We start from the raw sequence: 15,512 nt of genomic DNA on the forward strand, positions 1-15,512 counted from the left end.
TCGTTGGGCGCGCGCTCACAGGCTCAGCTCCGGGTGGAGGTCCTTCATCCGCACCACCTGCCGGCCGCGCGCCGCCAGGGAGGTCAGCGCGAGCGCCCCGAGGGTGAAGACCAGCAGCACCGCGCTGCCCTGCCACACGGGCGCCAGGTCGCCGCCCGTGATGAGCCGGCGCAGCCCCTCGACGATGTAACTCATCGGCAGGAAGGGGTGGATGGCGCCGAAGAAGCCGGGGCTGGTCTGCACCGGGTAGGTGCCGCCCGCCGACGTCAGCTGGAGCATCAGCAGCGCCAGGACGAGGATCCGGCCGGCCGGCCCGAACTTCGCGTTCAACCACTGCACGATCGCCGTGAAACAGGCCGTGACCAGCACCAGGAAGCCGATCGTGCCGGCGGCCCGGGCCATCTGGAGGCCGAGCGCGAAGTGCAGCACGCTCATCAGCGCCGCGGTCTGCAGCACCCCGATGCCGAAGACCGGCAGCCATCCGGACAGCGCCACCCGCCAGGAGGCCGCACCCATCGCCAGCGCCCTCCGGTTGAGCGGCGGGATCAACATGTACGCCACCATCGCGCCGACCCACAGGGACAGCGGGATGAAGTACGGGGCGAACCCGGTGCCGTAGTTGGGCGCCTTGTGGGCGGAACCGGACGCCAGCTGCACCGGGTCGGACATCACCAGGGTGCGCGCGTCGCGGTCCTTCCTGCCGTAGTCGGGGATCTGCCCCGCCCCGTCGTGCAGCCCGCCGGCCAGCTGCGCCGAACCGTCGGACAGCTTGAACATCCCGCCGTCCAGCGTCCGCGCGCCGTCCTTGAGGCGGCCGACGCCGGCGTCCAGGTCGGTCATCCCGGAGGCGGCCCGGCCGGTGCCGTCGTGCAGCTGCCGCGCCCCGTCGCTGAGCCGGTCCGCGCCGCTGGCCAACTGGGCGTTGCCCGCGGCCAGTTTGCGGGCGCCCGCGGAGACCTTGTGGGCGCCGTCGTTGAGGTCGTTGATCTTCCGGACCGCGGCGTCCATGTCGGCGCCGAGGGTCGGCCCGTGCGCGGCCAGTTCGGAGGCCAGGGAGTGCAAGGTGTCCAGGTCCCGGCCGAGCTGGTCGAGGTTCTTCTGGTCGTGGACGTAGCCGCTGACCTCTTCGGCGGTGCCCGCCGCGGTGTTCGCCTGCTCCGTGATCCGCTTCAGTTCGGCGCAGTCGGTCACCAGGGTGACGCCGGTGCCGCAGCGCAGCCGGTAGTACGAGCCGAGGTGGTCGGCGATCCCCCGGGAGAGCTCGGCTCCCGTGGAGGCGGCGGCGGGCAGCTTGTCCAGGTGGTCGCGCACCGCCTGGGCGCCGTCCGCGACCAGTCGCGCGGCCTCCCCGATCTCCTTGCCGTGCGCCCGGACGAACGGTCCCACCTTGTCGACGACCCCGTTGACGGTGTCGGCGAGCTGCTGGGTCCCGTCGGCCACCTGCCCGGCCCCGTCGGCGAGTTGACGCGATCCGTCGGCGGCGGTGCCGGCGCCCCGGGCGAGGTCGGTGCTGCCCCGGCTGAGCCGGCCGGCGCCGGCGTCGAGGTCGCCCAGGCCGCCGACCAGCTGGGCGCTCCCGTTCTTGGCGGTGCCCAGGCCGTCGGCCAGTTTGCCGGTGCCGTCCTTGGCCTGCCCGATGCCGTCCTTGAGGCGGTCCGCGCCGTCGGCGGCCTCCTCCGTCTTGCCGTGCAGGGTCGAGAAGGAGACGAAGATCTTGTCGAGGAAGGTCCGCGACGCCTTGGCCGAGGCCGCGGCGCGCACCTCGGAGAAGACCGTCCGGGAGATCTGCCCGACGATGTAGTTGTTGGCGTCGTTGGTGCGCACCCTCAGGGCGCCGGTCTCCGGGTGGCCCCCGGAGCTGGAGGCGATCCGACGGCTGAAGTCCCGCGGAATGGACAGCGAGAGGTAGTACGTGCCGTTCTCGACGCCCCGGCCGGCCGCCACGGCGTCCACCTGGTGCCAGTCGAAGGTGTGGCTGTCGCGCAGCCCGGCGACGATGTTGTCGCCCGCGGAGAGGTGCTGCCCGCCGACGTCGGCGCCCGCGTCCTCGTTGACCAGCGCGACCGGGATCTTGTCCAGCCGGCCGTAGGGGTCCCAGAAGGACCACAGGTAGAGCGCGCCGTACAGGAGCGGCAGCAGCAGGAGCGCGGCCAGCGCGGCGCGCGGTAGCTTCCCCCTGCCGAACCGCTTCAGCTCAAGCGCGGCCAGCTTCGGCGAGCGCATCGGCCGCCCCCTCCTCGTCGTGCCCGCCGTCCTCGGGGGCGCCGATGGCGTCCGGTTCCGGGCGTCCGGTGCGCACCAGCACCACGCCCGCGGTGTCCGCCGGCGGCTCGCTGCACACCGCGAGCACAGTGGTGCCGGCCGCCGCCAGCGCGTGCAGCATCGACCAGGCCGCCGTGCGCTCCTGGTCGGACAGCTTCAGGTCGGTGTCGTCGACGGCCAGCAACCGGGGGCCGCCGATCAACGCCAGCGCCACGGACAGCCGCAGCGCCTCCAGCCGCTCCAGGTCGCGCACGCAGGTGCGGACCCCCTTGGGCAGCGCCGCCACGTCCAGTCCCGCGGCGGCCAGCGCGCCGTCCACCAGGGCGCGGGCCTGCGCCCCGCGCTCCCGCCGGGGCCGCAGCAGCGTGCGGAGCGAGGCCCCGAACCGGCCCTGCAGCAGGGCGCGTTCGCGCAGGTGCTCGCCGACCGTCAGGGCCGGATCGAGCTCGGCGACCCCCGGTACATGGGCGAGCGCGGTGACGGACCGGACGGCGGCCATCCGCCGGGGCAGCGGCAGTCCGCCGACCTCGGCGGCGCCGGCCGTGGGCTTCATCCGGCCGGTGAGCGCCAGCAGCAGACAGGTCCGGCCGGACCCCGAAGGGCCTTGTACGGCGATCAGCGCGCCGGGTTCCGCGGTGACGTCGATGCCCCGGAACGCCCATCCGCGGGGGCCCTCGACCCCGATTCCGGCGGCCGTGACCGCCGCACCGTGCGGGGTGCTGTCCACGATCCCCTCCTTGCACTGACTGGTCAGTTCAAAGTAGGGAGCCCTCCCGCTGTCCGCAAGGGGTTCTCCGGAAATCCGCGAAAACCCGTTCCGGATCCCCGTCGCGATGTCCGTTTTTCCGGCAAAACCGCAGGTCACGGCCGATTGTCAGTGGTGTGCCGCACGATGGGTGCATACGGTCCGCATCGGCCCGCCGGTTCTCAACCCGCGGGCGACGACAGGAGGTTCGTCATGGCAGCTCGTCCCACCGCGGGCAGCTCCGCTGCGTACGGTCCCCCGAGCGATGTCCACCCCGTCCTGCGCCGGGCGTCCGCGCCGCCCGCCGCCCTCGACCTGCTCACCAAAGCACAGCACGGCCTCGACGAGGCCGAGACCCTGGAATCCGCCAACGAACGCTTCGCCGCCGCCCACCTGGCCGCGCTGCGCGCCGCCGCCGCCGTCCTCGCCGTGCGCGGCCGGCCGGAGCCCACCGCGCGCCGCCGGAAGACTATCCGGAGCGCCTGGGAGGTGCTGCCCGAGGTCGCTCCCGAACTCGCCGAGTGGAGCGCCCTGTTCGCGGCCGGCGCCGCCCGCCGGGCCCGGGCCGAGGCCGGCATAGCGGGCGCGGCCACCCGGCGCGACGCCGACGACCTGCTGCGGGACGCCGGGATGTTCCTCCGCCTGGTCGAGCGGATGCTCCGACTCCAGCCGGTGCTGCCCCCGCAGCGGGCCGGGGACCCCAGCGGCAGTTGGGGCAGGGCCGGCTGACCGCCCGCCCCCGCCCGGCGCGCGGGCCGGAGGCGGCACCAGGCACGATACGGAATAGGGTGGTGAACGACTGGATGTCCATGCCCCGCCGAGGAGCCACCCACCGTGTCTGACCCGCTGCGCCCGCGCGCCTCCCTTCGTACCGCCGTGGTCTGGGACGTCCTCAAGGACGCCCTGGAGCGCCGGGTCAAGGCCGCCGGGCGCGACGCCCTGGACGTCCTCGACACCGGTGGCGGCAGCGGCAACTTCGCCGTCCCGGTGGCCCGTCTCGGTCACCGCGTCACCGTCGTCGACCCCAGCCCCAACGCCCTCTTCGCCCTGGAGCGCCGGGCCGCCGAGGCCGGGGTCGCCGACCGGATCCGCGGGGTCCAGGGCGACGCCCACGGGCTGTTCCAGGTCGTCGAGCGCGGTGGCTACGACGCGGTGCTCTGCCACGGCGTGCTGGAGTACGTCGACGACCCGGCCGAGGGCCTGCGCAACGCCGTCGGCGCGCTCCGCCCCGCCGGCACCCTGAGCCTGCTCGCCGCCGGCCTGGGCGGGGCGGTCCTCGCCCGTGCCCTGGCGGGCCACTTCACCGAGGCCCGCCGGGCCCTCACCGACCCCGCCGGCCGCTGGGGCGAGGGCGACCCGGTGCCCCGCCGGTTCACCGCCGAGCAGCTCACCGAGCTGGTCACCGGCACCGGCCTCCAGGTCGGCGCGGTGCACGGCGTGCGGATCTTCGCCGACCTGGTGCCCGGCGTCCTGGTCGACACCGAGCCCGGCGCCCTGGACGCGCTGCTGAAGCTGGAGGTCGCCGCGGCGGAGCAGCCCGCGTTCCACTCGGTCGCCACCCAGCTGCACGTCCTCGCCGAGCGCGACTGACGTCTCACGAGGTCGCCGGGCCGCGCCGCGGTCGTTCCGATCGCACACGGCTCCTCACCGTTCGTACGGCCCGCACCGCTCCCCGCCGATGCGCCCGCACCGTCGGGCCGCGGGCGGCGGGCGGTACGGCACCGAGGAGCGGCGTCCACGGCGCTCGCGAGCACCGTCCGCGGGACCCGATGGCGCCCGCGGGCATCGCGTGTGGTCGGGCACAGGCCACCCGAACAGCCGCTTCGCCCCGTATGATCGGGGTACGACGTTCCGGCATGACGGACTGGCGGGTGGGGAATGCAGCCAGCATCACCACCAGCCGCCGCAGCGGTGCGGACGGTGAATTGGCGTAGAGGGGCGGGTTTCACGGGGGCGATTCCCTGCCTATCCTGAAAGGGTCGCACCCGGTCGCCCCCCGCGACCGACGAGTAGGAGGACTCCGTGCCGCTCTCGGAGCACGAGCAGCGCATGCTCGAGCAAATGGAGCGAGCGCTGTACGCCGAAGATCCCAAGTTCGCGACAGCGCTTGAGGGAAGCGGGCTGCGTACGTACACCCGGCGACGGGTCTACCAAGCGGTCGCGGGCTTCCTGGTGGGTATCGGCCTGCTCATGGCCGGCATGGTTGCGCAGCAGATCTGGTGGGTCAGCGTCATCGGCTTCCTCGTCATGCTCGGCTGCGCGGTGCTGGCCGTCACCGGCTGGCGCAAGGCCCCCAAGCCCGGTGAGCGCGCCGCCGGCCCCGGTGGGGCGCAGCCGCGCCGCCAGGTCAGGCCGCGCCGTTCGATGATGAACCGCATCGAGGACCGCTGGCAGCGCCGCCGCGACGAGCAACAGGGCCACTGACCGACGGGCTCGACGCCCGGTTCCTCCGTACGGCGAACGCCGGGGCGCGGGCTCGGCCGATTTCTCGGATCCGGCCGGTTTTCCGACGTCTCTCCGGGCTTTTGGCGCCCGGCCCGTTCGTGTTTTTGATGCCGGTCCGGGTATTCGTTTCGACTTCCGTGGTGTGGCCCCCGGGCGATCGGGGGCCACACCTTTTCCGTTTTCCGGGTGCGCCGTTTTCCGCGCGGGATTCCGTGTGTGCGGTGCCGCGCCGATGGCTTCTCGCACAGGAGTGCCCGCTGCCGGGCACGGTGGGTCGTGCCCGAGGGGGTGCCGGACTACGCCCGCTCGTCGCGCCGCCGTCCCGCCGTCCGCAGCGCGGCCACCGCGCGTCGGGCCGCGGTCGCCGGGCGGCTGTTCCGGCAGCCCAGCCGCAGTGCCGCCCACCGGGCCGCCCAGGACCGGCGGAGCCGCGCCGCCGAGCGCGGCGCGAACCGGGCCCGTAGCCGCAGTGCGCGGGGCGCCCCGTCCCGCAGGCTGGCCTGGACCTGCCGGACGTCCGCGGCGAGCCCGGACACCGGGACCGGCCGTGGGGCGTACAGCACCCCCTCGACCGCCGTGGCCACCCGCCGGGCGGCGGCCGCGGCGTCCGGTTGCAGTTCCCCGACGCGAATGATCCGGGCCGCCGCCGTGCGCGGCGTCAGCGACTCGTCCGGGCAGATCCCGAAGTCCCAGCCGGTGTCCATCAGCTCCTGCCAGGCGTCGAGGGTGTGGGCCGCGGCGTCGCCGTCCGGGCCGCCGGCCAGCCGGCGGGCGCGGACCCGGCTCCGCCAGAGCAGTGGCACCGCGGGCAGCGCCAGGACCAGCAGTGCGGCGAGGATCCCGGCCGCGAGCGCCCAGGGCGCGGGGCCGCCGTCCGACGGGCCGGAGGCCGGGTCAGCGGGCGCGGCCGCGCAGTCCGGACCGGCGCCCGCCCGCCGGTCGCCGGCGCCGCAGGAGGGGTCCGCGGACGGTCCGGTCGAGGGCATCGCGGACGGCGCCGTCGCGCGGTCCGGGGCGCCGGGACCGGTCGCCTGCGAGGGGTCGGGATAGGCGTAGTCCGGGACGCTGCCGCGGCTCGGGGTCGGCTCGAAGCGGGTCCAGCCGACGCCCTGGAAGTACAGCTCGGGCCAGGCGTGCGCGTCCTTCAGGCCCACCGACGTCGTGCCGTCGGGCTGCGGGGTGCCCGGGGTGAAGCCGACAGCGACCCGGGCCGGAATGCCGAGGGTGCGGGCCATCGCCGCCATGGAGAACGAGAAGTGGACGCAGAAGCCCTCCTTCTCCTCCAGGAAGCGGGCTATCGCCTCGGTGCCGCTGCCCGCCCGGACCTCGGTGTTGTAGGTGAAGCCGCCATCGACGGCGAACCAGTCCTGGAGCTTGACCGCCTTGTCGTACGCCGTGCGGGCACCGTGGGTGACCTTGCGGGCGGTGCTGCGGACGATCGCGGGGAGGGAGGCCGGGACCTTGGTGTACTCGCGCTGCAGCGCGGCGGGCGGGGCCGGGGCGGTGGCCAGCTGGTGCGCGGTGGGCCGCACCTGGAGGCTCTCGACCTGGTACTGCAGGCCGTGGGTGTTCTGCCCGCGGTCGCCGACCAGGGTGCGGCCCTCGGGCTCGAACCGCCAGCGGCCGGGGATGTCCACCTTGGCCGCCGGATAGGGGAGCGGCAGCCAGTTCTGGGTGTACCAGCGGGCGGTGGACAGGGAGGTGTTGATCCGGGTGACGGGGACGTCGGAGCTGAGGCCGGGAGGCCGGGGCAACTCGGCGGGGACGTCGGTGACCGTGCGCTCGGAGGGTTTCCAGGCCGTGCCGTCGAACTGGTCCAGGGCGACGATCCGCAGATACATCTCGCGGGTGTCGGCCGCGGTGGTGCGGTAGTTGAGGACCTCGCGGTCCTCCGGTTGGTTCAGGCTGTCCTGGAGCGAGACCAGGGGGTTCACCGCGGAGATGGTGCCGCCCCCGCCGCCGGGCCCGGCGCTGTCGGCGGTCGGACCGAGCAACCCGCCGCCCAGCGACGGCAGTACGGCGGGCACCAGCAGCGCGATGCCCAGCGCCAGCGCGCCGATCCGGCGACCCCGGCGGATCGGCACCGGGGCGCCGCCGGCACCGCCGGGTCGGCCCGGTGCCGGACTGCCGAACACCCGGCCCCACTGGGAGAGCCGGTCGCGGCCCTCGGCGAGCAGGAGCAGCAGATAGCCGGCGGCGGCCACGACGAACCACAACCAGCCCGCGCCGTCCGGGGACAGCCCCGCCGCCACGGAATACAGCGCGAGCAGCGGCAGTCCGGCGGGCGCGGCGCTGCGGTAGGTGACCGCCAGCGCGTCCACGACGAGGCCGATCAGCAGCACCCCGGAGATCAGCAGCAGCCGGATGCCGGGCGTGACCGGGGCCGGGATGGCGTAGCGGCCGACGTCCCGGACGCCGTTGTGCACCAGGTCGGCGAGCGCGGCGACGGCGTCCGGCCCCGGCAGCAGCCCGGCCATCGCCCGGCCGTGGGCGAACACCGCGGTCAGCAGCAGGACGGCCGCCAGCGCCTGGGCGACGACGATCAGCGGCCGGGCCAGCGGAAGCCGCCGGGCCAGCGCCCCCACCCCCGTCACCAGCGCCAGCGACAGCGCCGCCTGGAACAGCCAGGTGACCGGGTCCACCAGCGGCAGCATCGCGCACCCGGCGGACAGTGTGGCCACCATCGCGCCCAGCGTCAGCCGTCCCCGCCCGTTCATGCGCCCGCCTCGCTTCGTCCGGGGGCGCCGGGGGCGCCCCGCCCCGGCGCCGCGCCGGCTGTCGGGCCCGGTGCCGCACCCGCCCGGTCCGCCGCCCGCCACAGATCCGCCAGTGCGTCACCGGGCGCCACCGGCAGCGCCGCCCAGCCCGCCTCGCGCAGCAGCCGCACCCGCTCGGCGACCGGTGTCCCCTGGGAGGGACGGATCCCGCCGGGCCCCCGGGACCAGGCGTCGCCGTCCAGGACGAAGGCGACCGCGGTGACACTGCGTCGGCGGATCCGGCCGGCCAGCGCGGCCTGCTCCTCGTCCAGTTCGCCGAAGAAGGCGATCAGCAGCCCTTCCGCGCCGCCGCGCAGCGCGTCGTACGCCGCGGAGAGGCCCTGCTCGGCGGAGTGCTCCACGACGGCGAGGGTGTCCAGCAGCAGGCCCGCGGCGTCCGCGGACTCGCCGCCCGCGAAGCCGCCGCCCTCCGGACCGGGCACCGTGTGGCCGGTGTCCGTCAGCAACCGCACCGAGAAGCCCCGCTCCAGCAGGTGCAGAGCCACCGAGGCGGCGCCGGCCACCGCCCATTCGAAGGCCGAATCGGGCCCGGAACCCTCGTGGGCGACCGTGCGGGTGTCGAGCAGGACGGTGCAGCGCGCCTTCTGCGGCTGCTCCTCGCGACGCACCATCAGCTCGCCGTGGCGCGCGGTGGAGCGCCAGTGGACCCGGCGCAGATCGTCGCCGTGGCGGTAGCCGCGCGGGATGATGTCGTCCTCACCGGCCAGGGCGAGCGAGCGGTGCCGTCCGTCGCCGTACCCGGCGGTCTCGCCGGCCAGCCGGACCGGCGACAGCGGCTCGACGCGGGGCACCACCGTGAGGGTGTCGAACGAGCTGAAGGAGCGGGTCAGCTCGCACATGCCGAACGGGTCGGTCAGGCGCAGCTGCAGCGGCCCCAGCGCATAGCGGCCGCGCAGGTCGGAGCGGACGCGGTAGGACACCTCGCGGTGCCCGCCGGGCTCGACGCGGTCCAGGACGAAGCGCGGCCGGGGCCCGAGGACGTAGGGGACCCGGTCCTGGAGCATCAGCACGCCGGTCGACAGCCGTGCGACGTTCTCCACCCGGAGTCGGACCCGGGCCTCGGCCGCCGTCGCGACCCGCGCCGGCGTGAGGGTGCGGCTGCCCGCGACGCGGTAGCGGGTGCGGTGCAGCACCAGGACGCACACCAGCGGCAGCGCCGCCAGCAGCAGCCCGACCCGCAGCAGATCCGCCTGCCCCAGGAGATACGCGCAGGCCGCGGCGGCCACCCCGGCCGCCAGGAACGACCGGCCGCGGGTCGTCAGCCCCTGGAAGGCGCCGCGCAGCCCGCCCGGCTCGGGCGTCCCGGTGCTCCCCCCGCCGGACATCACAACCCCCGTGCGCCGGGCGGCTGCTGGCCGCGGGCAGACTGCCGCCACTGCGGGGCGGACGGGTCGGGGACCGGGGTGCGCTGCATGATCTCCAGCACCACCTGTTCGGCCGTGCGGCGGTTCAACTGGGCCTGGGCGGTGGGCAGCAGACGGTGCGCGAGCACCGCCACCGCCAGCGACTGGACGTCGTCCGGCAGCGCGAACTCCCGCCCGGCCATGGCCGCCGCGGCCTTGGCGGCGCGCAGCAGGTGCAGCGTCGCCCGCGGCGAGGCGCCGAGCCGCAGATCGGGATGGCTGCGGGTGGCCGCCACCAGATCGACGGCGTACCGGCGCACCGCCTCGGCGACGTGCACCGCGCGCACCGCCTCGGTCAGTTCGACGATCTCGTGGGCGTGCGCCACCGGGCGCAGCGCGTCCAGGGGGGAGGCGCCGCCGTGCACGTCGAGCATCCGCAGCTCGGCCGCCGGGCTGGGATAGCCGATCGAGACCCGGGCCATGAAGCGGTCCCGCTGGGCCTCCGGGAGCGGGTAGGTGCCCTCCATCTCGACCGGGTTCTGCGTCGCGACGACCATGAAGGGGCTGGGCAGCTCGTAGGTCTGCCCGTCCATGGTGACCTGGCGCTCCTCCATGGACTCCAGGAGCGCCGACTGGGTCTTGGGGGAGGCGCGGTTGATCTCGTCGCCGATCACGATCTGGGCGAAGATCGCGCCCGGCTTGAACTCGAAGTCCCGCTGCTGCTGGTCGTAGACGCTCACGCCGGTGATGTCCGACGGCAGCAGGTCGGGGGTGAACTGGATGCGCCGCACCGAGCAGTCGATGGACCGGGCCAGTGCCTTGGCGAGCATCGTCTTGCCGACGCCGGGCACGTCCTCGATGAGTAGGTGCCCCTCGGCCAGCAGAACGGTCAGCGCGAGCCGTACGACCTCCGGCTTGCCCTCGATCACGCCCTCCACCGACCGGTGCACCCTCCCGGCGGTGGTGGTCAGATCGGCAAGGCTCGCTCGTTCGTCATACGTCGTCACTCGGCCCTCCTCGGCCCGTCACCGGGTGGCCGCCGCTCCCTGGATGGACCCGGCCCTCCCCGCGCGCATCCCGCCCGGCCTCGGCCGGGGCGATGTCACCTACGCATTCTTGCCGCCCGCGCGGCCTCGCGTCATGGCCTGTGGATAACTCACACCGTTCCGTCCCGGCCAACCGGACAAGCCCGGCGAACCGGGCGTGGGGGCGGGGTGGCGGACGGGACCCGCCGCCGCTCGCGGCAGGTCCCGTCGCAGGTCAGCCCTGCGGGTCGATCTCCCGCAGCAGCCCCGTCGTCACGTCGAAGACGAAGCCGCGGACGTCGTCGGTGTGCAGCAGGAAGGGTGAGGTGCGCACCCGCTGCATGGACTGCCGGACGTCCTGGTCGAGGTCCTTGAACGCCTCGACCGCCCAGGTGGGCCGCTGGCCGACCTCGGCCGCCAGCTCGTGCCGGAAGTCCTCGGTCAGGCTGAGCAGGCCGCAGCCGGTGTGGTGGATGAGGACGACGGACCGGGTGCCCAGCGCGCGCTGGCTGATCGTCAGGGAGCGGATGATGTCGTCGGTCACCACGCCGCCGGCGTTGCGGATGGTGTGGCAGTCGCCGAGCTCCAGGCCCAGCGCGGCGTGCAGGTCGAGCCGGGCGTCCATGCAGGCCACCACGGCGACTTTGAGGACCGGTCGGGCGTCCATGCCCGGGTCGGTGAAGGCGGCGGCGTAGTGCCGGTTCGCCTCGACGAGGCGGTCGGTGACCGTGCCGTCAGGCGCGGCGGGCGTGCTGTCGGAGGAGGGGGGCAGCGGCTGCGACGCAGGTATGGGCATGGATTCACGGTAATCGTTCATGGCCTGTTCAGCCCCTCCGCACAACAGGCGTAGGGGGCAACATCACACCTTGTGAGGTAATCCACAGGGTTGCACGTCCCCGGATAAAGCCGCGCGAAACCTTCGGTCGCACCCTGCGGGGGACGCGCGGAACCAGTTGATTGACCGGGGCGGCAGGTGGACTAAAGTGGCGCGAAGTGGGAGGCGTGACGCTCTCCTTGGATCCCGGATCCCTCGCGTGCGTGACCGTACGTACGGTTCGGCCTCCTCCCGCTCCACCGGTCATCCGACGTCACTTCCCCGTCGCCGGAGGGCCACTTCCCCTTCAGAGCGGGCGGGGACCAAGCGGTACGTGCGGCATCCCCCAGCCAACGGCCGGGGACCCACCTGCCGCCCACCATCGGAAGGCGCATGAGCAGCAACACTCGCCACGTACCCGTCATGCTCCAGCGGTGTCTGGACATGCTCGCCCCCGCGCTCGCCGAGCCCGGCGCGGTCGTCGTCGACTGCACCCTCGGCCTCGGTGGGCACAGCGAGGCGCTGCTCGCCACGTTCCCCGAGGCCCGGCTCGTCGCCCTGGACCGCGACCCGGCCGCGCTCCGGCTCGCGGGGGAGCGGCTGGCCCCCTACGGGGACCGCGCCACCCTGGTGCATGCGGTCTACGACGAGCTCCCCGAGGTCCTCAACCGGCTCGGGCTGCCCAAGGTCCAGGCCGTCCTGTTCGACCTCGGGGTCTCCTCCATGCAGCTCGACGAGGCCGACCGCGGCTTCGCCTACGCCCAGGACGCCCCGCTCGACATGCGGATGGACCAGACGACCGGCATCAGCGCCGCCGAGGTCCTCAACACCTACCCGCCCGGGGAACTGGTCCGGATCCTGCGCGCCTACGGGGAGGAGAAGCAGGCCAAGCGGATCGTCGCGGCGGTGGTCCGGGAGCGGGAGAAGGAGCCGTTCAGCAACAGCGCCCGGCTGGTCGAGCTGATCCGTGACGCGCTGCCGCAGGCCGCCAAGCGCACCGGCGGCAATCCGGCCAAGCGCACCTTCCAGGCCCTGCGCATCGAGGTCAACGGCGAGCTGGCCTGCGTCGAACGCGCCATCCCGGCCGCCGTGAAGGCTCTCGCGGTCGGCGGCCGGATCGCCGTGCTGGCCTACCACTCGCTGGAGGACCGGCTGGTCAAGCACGTCTTCGCGGCCGGCGCCAGCAGCACCGCGCCGCCCGGCCTCCCGGTCGTCCCCGAGCGCTACCAGCCCCGGCTCAAGCTGCTGACCCGCGGGGCCGAACTGCCCACCGAGGAGGAGGTCGCCCAGAACCGGCGCGCGGCCCCCGCCCGGCTGCGCGGCGCCGAGCGCATCCGCGAGGACATCGCGTGACAGGGCAGGGGGGTCGTCCGCGCGGCAGGCAGCGCCTGGCCGCGCTGCTGCCCTCCGCCCCCCGCGGCGGCACCGCCGCACGCACCCCCTTCGTCCTGCTCGTCGTGGTGCTCCTGGGCTCCGGGCTGATCACCCTGCTGCTGCTCAACTCGGCGCTCAACCAAGGGTCGTTCGAGCTGAGCCGGCTGGAGCGGAAGACCGGCGAGCTGACGGACGAGCAGCAGGCGCTCCAGCAGGCGGTGGACGCCTACTCCGCCCCGGACGAGCTGGCGCGGCGGGCCCGCAAGCTGGGCATGGTCCCGGGCGGCAACCCGGCGTTCCTGATGCCGGACGGCACGGTCCGCGGCGCGCCGGGCCCGGTCTCGTCCTCGAGCACCTCGCTGTCCGCGTCCGCCGCACCGGGGTCGCTCGGCCCGATGGTGCTGCGGCCGTCGGCCCCGGAGACCCCGCCGGCGTCCGTGCTCCCGCCGACGTCGCCGGCCGTACGGCCCGCCATCGGCCCGCTCGCCCCCAGCACCCCGGGCGTCCCGCCGTCGCCGGGCCCACTGGCGACCCCGGTGGCCCCGGCCTCCGTCCTCATGCCCGCCGCCGCCCCGCCGTCCCCCGCCGGCCGCCCGTCCGCCCTCGCGGCCGGGCCCTCCCCGTCGGCCTCCGGCAGGTGACCGCGTGATGCCCGCCCCCGCCCTCCGCTGCTGCGGTCCAGCCGTCCCGGCCCTCCGGGCGCACGGCGCCGCGCGGCTGCCCGCCACCCCCGTGCCAGCCCCGGAGACCGCGGTATGACCGAGCCCAGGGACCCCCGTCGCGTACCGCGCCCCGCCCGGCCCGCCGGCCGCTCCGGCGCGTCCCGGTCGCCGGCCACCCGCCGGCCCGCCGTCCAGGGCCGCCCCCGGCCGGCCGGCGGCACGCTGCGGCCGGTCAGCCCGCGCCCCCGGCTGCGGCTGGTCGCCCTGGCGCTGACGCTGGTGATGCTGGCGTTCGTCGTCCGGCTCGTGCAGGTGCAGGCGGTGGACGCCGCGGCCTACGCCGCCAAGGCCAACGGGAACCGCTACGTCCCGGTCAAACTGGCCGCCGAGCGCGGCGCGATCACCGACCGCAACGGGGTGGACCTCGCCACCACCGTGGACGCCTACGACATCACCGCCGACCCCAGCCTCCTGGCGCCCGACAAGCTCAAGATCAAGGACGCCCCGCAGCAGGCCGCCGCGCTGCTCGCGCCGATTCTCGACGAGTCCCGGGAGACCCTCGCCGCCAAGCTCGACCAGCCCACGTCCCGCTACGTCCTGCTCGCCCGGCAGCGCACCCCCCAGGTGTGGAAGAAGATCAAGGACCTCCGCAAGACGCTGGACGCCAAGGCCGCCGCCGCCCCCAAGAGCGCCCCCCGCCCCAACGTCCTGGTCGGCATCTTCGCCGACAAGCACAGCAAGCGCGTCTACCCGGGCGGCGACCTCGCCGCCGGCCTCCTCGGCTTCGTCAACGGCACGGGCAAGGGCGCCGGCGGCCTGGAGGCCCAGCTCGACAAGGAACTGGCCGGCAAGGACGGCAAGCTGGTCTACGCCCAGTCCGGCGGCCGCCGGGTGCCCACCGCCGACACCCAGGAGCACCCCGCCGTCCCCGGCACCGACGTCCAGCTGACCATCGACCGCGACATCCAGTGGGCGGCCCAGCAGGCCATCACCGATCAGGTGGAGAAGTCCCGCGCCGACCGCGGCTACGTCGTCGTCCAGGACACCCGCACCGGCCAGATCCTGGCGCTCGCCAACGCCCCCGGCTTCGACCCCAACGACCTGTCCAAGGCCGGCCCCGACACGCTCGGCAACCCCGCCCTCACCGACGCCTACGAGCCGGGCTCCACCAGCAAGCTGATGTCGATGGCGGCCGTCCTGGAGGAGGGCGCCGCGAGCCCGTACACCCGGGTCACCGTGCCCAACCGGCTGCACCGCGGCGACCGGCTCTTCTCCGACGACGTCGACCACGACACCTGGCACCTGACGCTCAACGGCGTGCTCGCCAAGTCCAGCAACATCGGCACCATCCTGGCCACCGGCCAACTGGGCACCACCCAGCCGCAGGCCAACCGGGTCCTCTACTCCTACCTGCGGAAATTCGGCATCGGCCAGCCGACCGGGCTCAACTTCCCGGGCGAGACCGACGGCATCCTGGCCAAGCCGGAGAAGTGGAACACCTCCCAGCAGTACACCATCCCGTTCGGCCAGGGCCTGTCCCTCAACGCCGTCCAGGCCGCCTCCGTCTACTCCACCATCGCCAACGGCGGCGAGCGGATCGCCCCCACCCTCGTCCGCGGCACCACCGGGCCGGACGGCCGGTACGTCCCGGTTCCCGCGCCCGCCCAGAGCCGGGTGGTGAGCACGAAGACCGCCACCACCCTCTCCGCCATGCTGGAGTCGGTGGTGGACGACGACGAGGGCACCGGGGCGAAGGCGAAGATCGACGGCTACCGGGTCGGCGGCAAGACCGGCACCTCCAACCGGGTGGACCCGAAGACCGGCCGTTACCACGGCTACACCGCCTCCTTCGCCGGCTTCGCGCCCGCCGACAAGCCCCGCATCACCGTCTACTGCGCCGTGCAGAACCCCACTCACGGCAGCTACTTCGGAGGCCAGGTCTGCGGCCCGATCTTCCAGAAAGTCATGGCGTTCGCGCTCAAGACGCTCCAGGTCCCCCCGACCGGCGCACAGCCGCCGCGGCTGCCGGTCACGTTCAAGCCAGGCGAATGAAAACGAGGCAACA

The 15,512-nt window shown here is 74.5% G+C and carries 12 protein-coding genes; 6 read left to right on the forward strand and 6 right to left on the reverse strand.

The genetic code is table 11. The features are described from left to right. Positions 1-15 precede the first annotated feature (15 nt). Together SNOUR_RS28625 and SNOUR_RS28630 are read right to left on the reverse strand one after the other, a co-directional pair. Positions 16-2,223 (reverse strand): YhgE/Pip domain-containing protein, encoded by a 2,208-nt coding sequence (locus SNOUR_RS28625; RefSeq protein WP_067352567.1) that lies wholly within the window; start codon positions 2,221-2,223, stop codon positions 16-18. Then, positions 2,195-2,989 carry an ATP-binding cassette domain-containing protein gene (locus tag SNOUR_RS28630; RefSeq protein ID WP_067352569.1) on the reverse strand — a complete coding sequence of 265 codons (795 nt, stop codon included), beginning with the start codon at positions 2,987-2,989 and terminating at the stop codon, positions 2,195-2,197. The genes SNOUR_RS28625 and SNOUR_RS28630 overlap by 29 nt, the downstream gene beginning before the upstream one ends. 231 nt (positions 2,990-3,220) lie before the next feature. Here SNOUR_RS28630 and SNOUR_RS28635 point away from each other — a divergent pair, with 231 nt between their 5' ends. The 3 genes from SNOUR_RS28635 to SNOUR_RS28645 all read left to right on the forward strand — a co-directional run bounded on the left by SNOUR_RS28635 (position 3,221) and on the right by SNOUR_RS28645 (position 5,431). Then, the gene (locus SNOUR_RS28635) at positions 3,221-3,736 is read left to right on the forward strand and encodes an SAV_6107 family HEPN domain-containing protein (RefSeq protein ID WP_067352572.1); all 516 of its coding nucleotides are present in this window, start codon (positions 3,221-3,223) and stop codon (positions 3,734-3,736) included. A gap of 105 nt (positions 3,737-3,841) precedes the next feature. Beyond that, complete coding sequence (locus SNOUR_RS28640) at positions 3,842-4,597, forward strand: methyltransferase (protein WP_039637351.1); 756 nt, start codon at positions 3,842-3,844, stop codon at positions 4,595-4,597. A 432-nt stretch (positions 4,598-5,029) separates the two neighbouring features. Beyond that, complete coding sequence (locus tag SNOUR_RS28645; RefSeq protein WP_067352575.1) at positions 5,030-5,431, forward strand: SCO2097 family morphological protein; 402 nt, start codon at positions 5,030-5,032, stop codon at positions 5,429-5,431. 317 nt (positions 5,432-5,748) lie between these two features. Here SNOUR_RS28645 and SNOUR_RS28650 read toward each other — a convergent pair whose 3' ends face one another. The 4 genes from SNOUR_RS28650 to SNOUR_RS28665 form a co-directional block, all read right to left on the reverse strand. Continuing rightward, positions 5,749-8,169, reverse strand: a complete 2,421-nt coding sequence (locus SNOUR_RS28650) for a transglutaminase TgpA family protein (RefSeq protein WP_067358901.1) — start codon at positions 8,167-8,169, stop codon at positions 5,749-5,751. Continuing rightward, on the reverse strand, positions 8,166-9,554 hold the full coding sequence (locus SNOUR_RS28655; protein ID WP_067352578.1) for a DUF58 domain-containing protein: 1,389 nt from the start codon (positions 9,552-9,554) through the stop codon (positions 8,166-8,168). Before SNOUR_RS28655 ends, SNOUR_RS28650 begins: the two co-directional genes overlap by 4 nt. Beyond that, positions 9,554-10,579: an AAA family ATPase gene (locus tag SNOUR_RS28660; RefSeq protein ID WP_067352581.1), complete on the reverse strand. Its 1,026-nt coding sequence runs from the start codon at positions 10,577-10,579 to the stop codon at positions 9,554-9,556. The genes SNOUR_RS28655 and SNOUR_RS28660 overlap by 1 nt, the downstream gene beginning before the upstream one ends. A 253-nt stretch (positions 10,580-10,832) precedes the next feature. After that, positions 10,833-11,393: a beta-class carbonic anhydrase gene (locus SNOUR_RS28665; protein WP_039637359.1), complete on the reverse strand. Its 561-nt coding sequence runs from the start codon at positions 11,391-11,393 to the stop codon at positions 10,833-10,835. 411 nt (positions 11,394-11,804) lie between these two features. Here SNOUR_RS28665 and rsmH point away from each other — a divergent pair, with 411 nt between their 5' ends. The 3 genes from rsmH (at position 11,805) to SNOUR_RS28680 (ending at position 15,499) form a co-directional block, all read left to right on the forward strand. Next, positions 11,805-12,764: a 16S rRNA (cytosine(1402)-N(4))-methyltransferase RsmH gene (gene rsmH, locus SNOUR_RS28670; protein WP_067352583.1), complete on the forward strand. Its 960-nt coding sequence runs from the start codon at positions 11,805-11,807 to the stop codon at positions 12,762-12,764. Further along, positions 12,761-13,426: a cell division protein FtsL gene (gene ftsL, locus SNOUR_RS28675; RefSeq protein ID WP_067352586.1), complete on the forward strand. Its 666-nt coding sequence runs from the start codon at positions 12,761-12,763 to the stop codon at positions 13,424-13,426. Before rsmH ends, ftsL begins: the two co-directional genes overlap by 4 nt. 114 nt (positions 13,427-13,540) lie before the next feature. Beyond that, positions 13,541-15,499 carry a peptidoglycan D,D-transpeptidase FtsI family protein gene (locus tag SNOUR_RS28680; RefSeq protein ID WP_067352588.1) on the forward strand — a complete coding sequence of 653 codons (1,959 nt, stop codon included), beginning with the start codon at positions 13,541-13,543 and terminating at the stop codon, positions 15,497-15,499. Positions 15,500-15,512 lie beyond the last annotated feature (13 nt).

It is taken from the genome of Streptomyces noursei ATCC 11455 (genome assembly GCF_001704275.1).
Classification (GTDB): domain Bacteria; phylum Actinomycetota; class Actinomycetes; order Streptomycetales; family Streptomycetaceae; genus Streptomyces; species Streptomyces noursei.

Coding starts and splice junctions, on each gene's coding strand:
- SNOUR_RS28680 (WP_067352588.1), top strand. CDS start 13,541: ATGACCGAGCCCAGGGACCCCCGTCGCGTACCGCGCCCCGCCCGGCCC.
- SNOUR_RS28635 (WP_067352572.1), top strand. CDS start 3,221: ATGGCAGCTCGTCCCACCGCGGGCAGCTCCGCTGCGTACGGTCCCCCG.
- rsmH (WP_067352583.1), top strand. CDS start 11,805: ATGAGCAGCAACACTCGCCACGTACCCGTCATGCTCCAGCGGTGTCTG.
- SNOUR_RS28650 (WP_067358901.1), bottom strand. CDS start 8,169: ATGAACGGGCGGGGACGGCTGACGCTGGGCGCGATGGTGGCCACACTG.
- SNOUR_RS28665 (WP_039637359.1), bottom strand. CDS start 11,393: ATGCCCATACCTGCGTCGCAGCCGCTGCCCCCCTCCTCCGACAGCACG.
- SNOUR_RS28625 (WP_067352567.1), bottom strand. CDS start 2,223: ATGCGCTCGCCGAAGCTGGCCGCGCTTGAGCTGAAGCGGTTCGGCAGG.
- SNOUR_RS28655 (WP_067352578.1), bottom strand. CDS start 9,554: ATGTCCGGCGGGGGGAGCACCGGGACGCCCGAGCCGGGCGGGCTGCGC.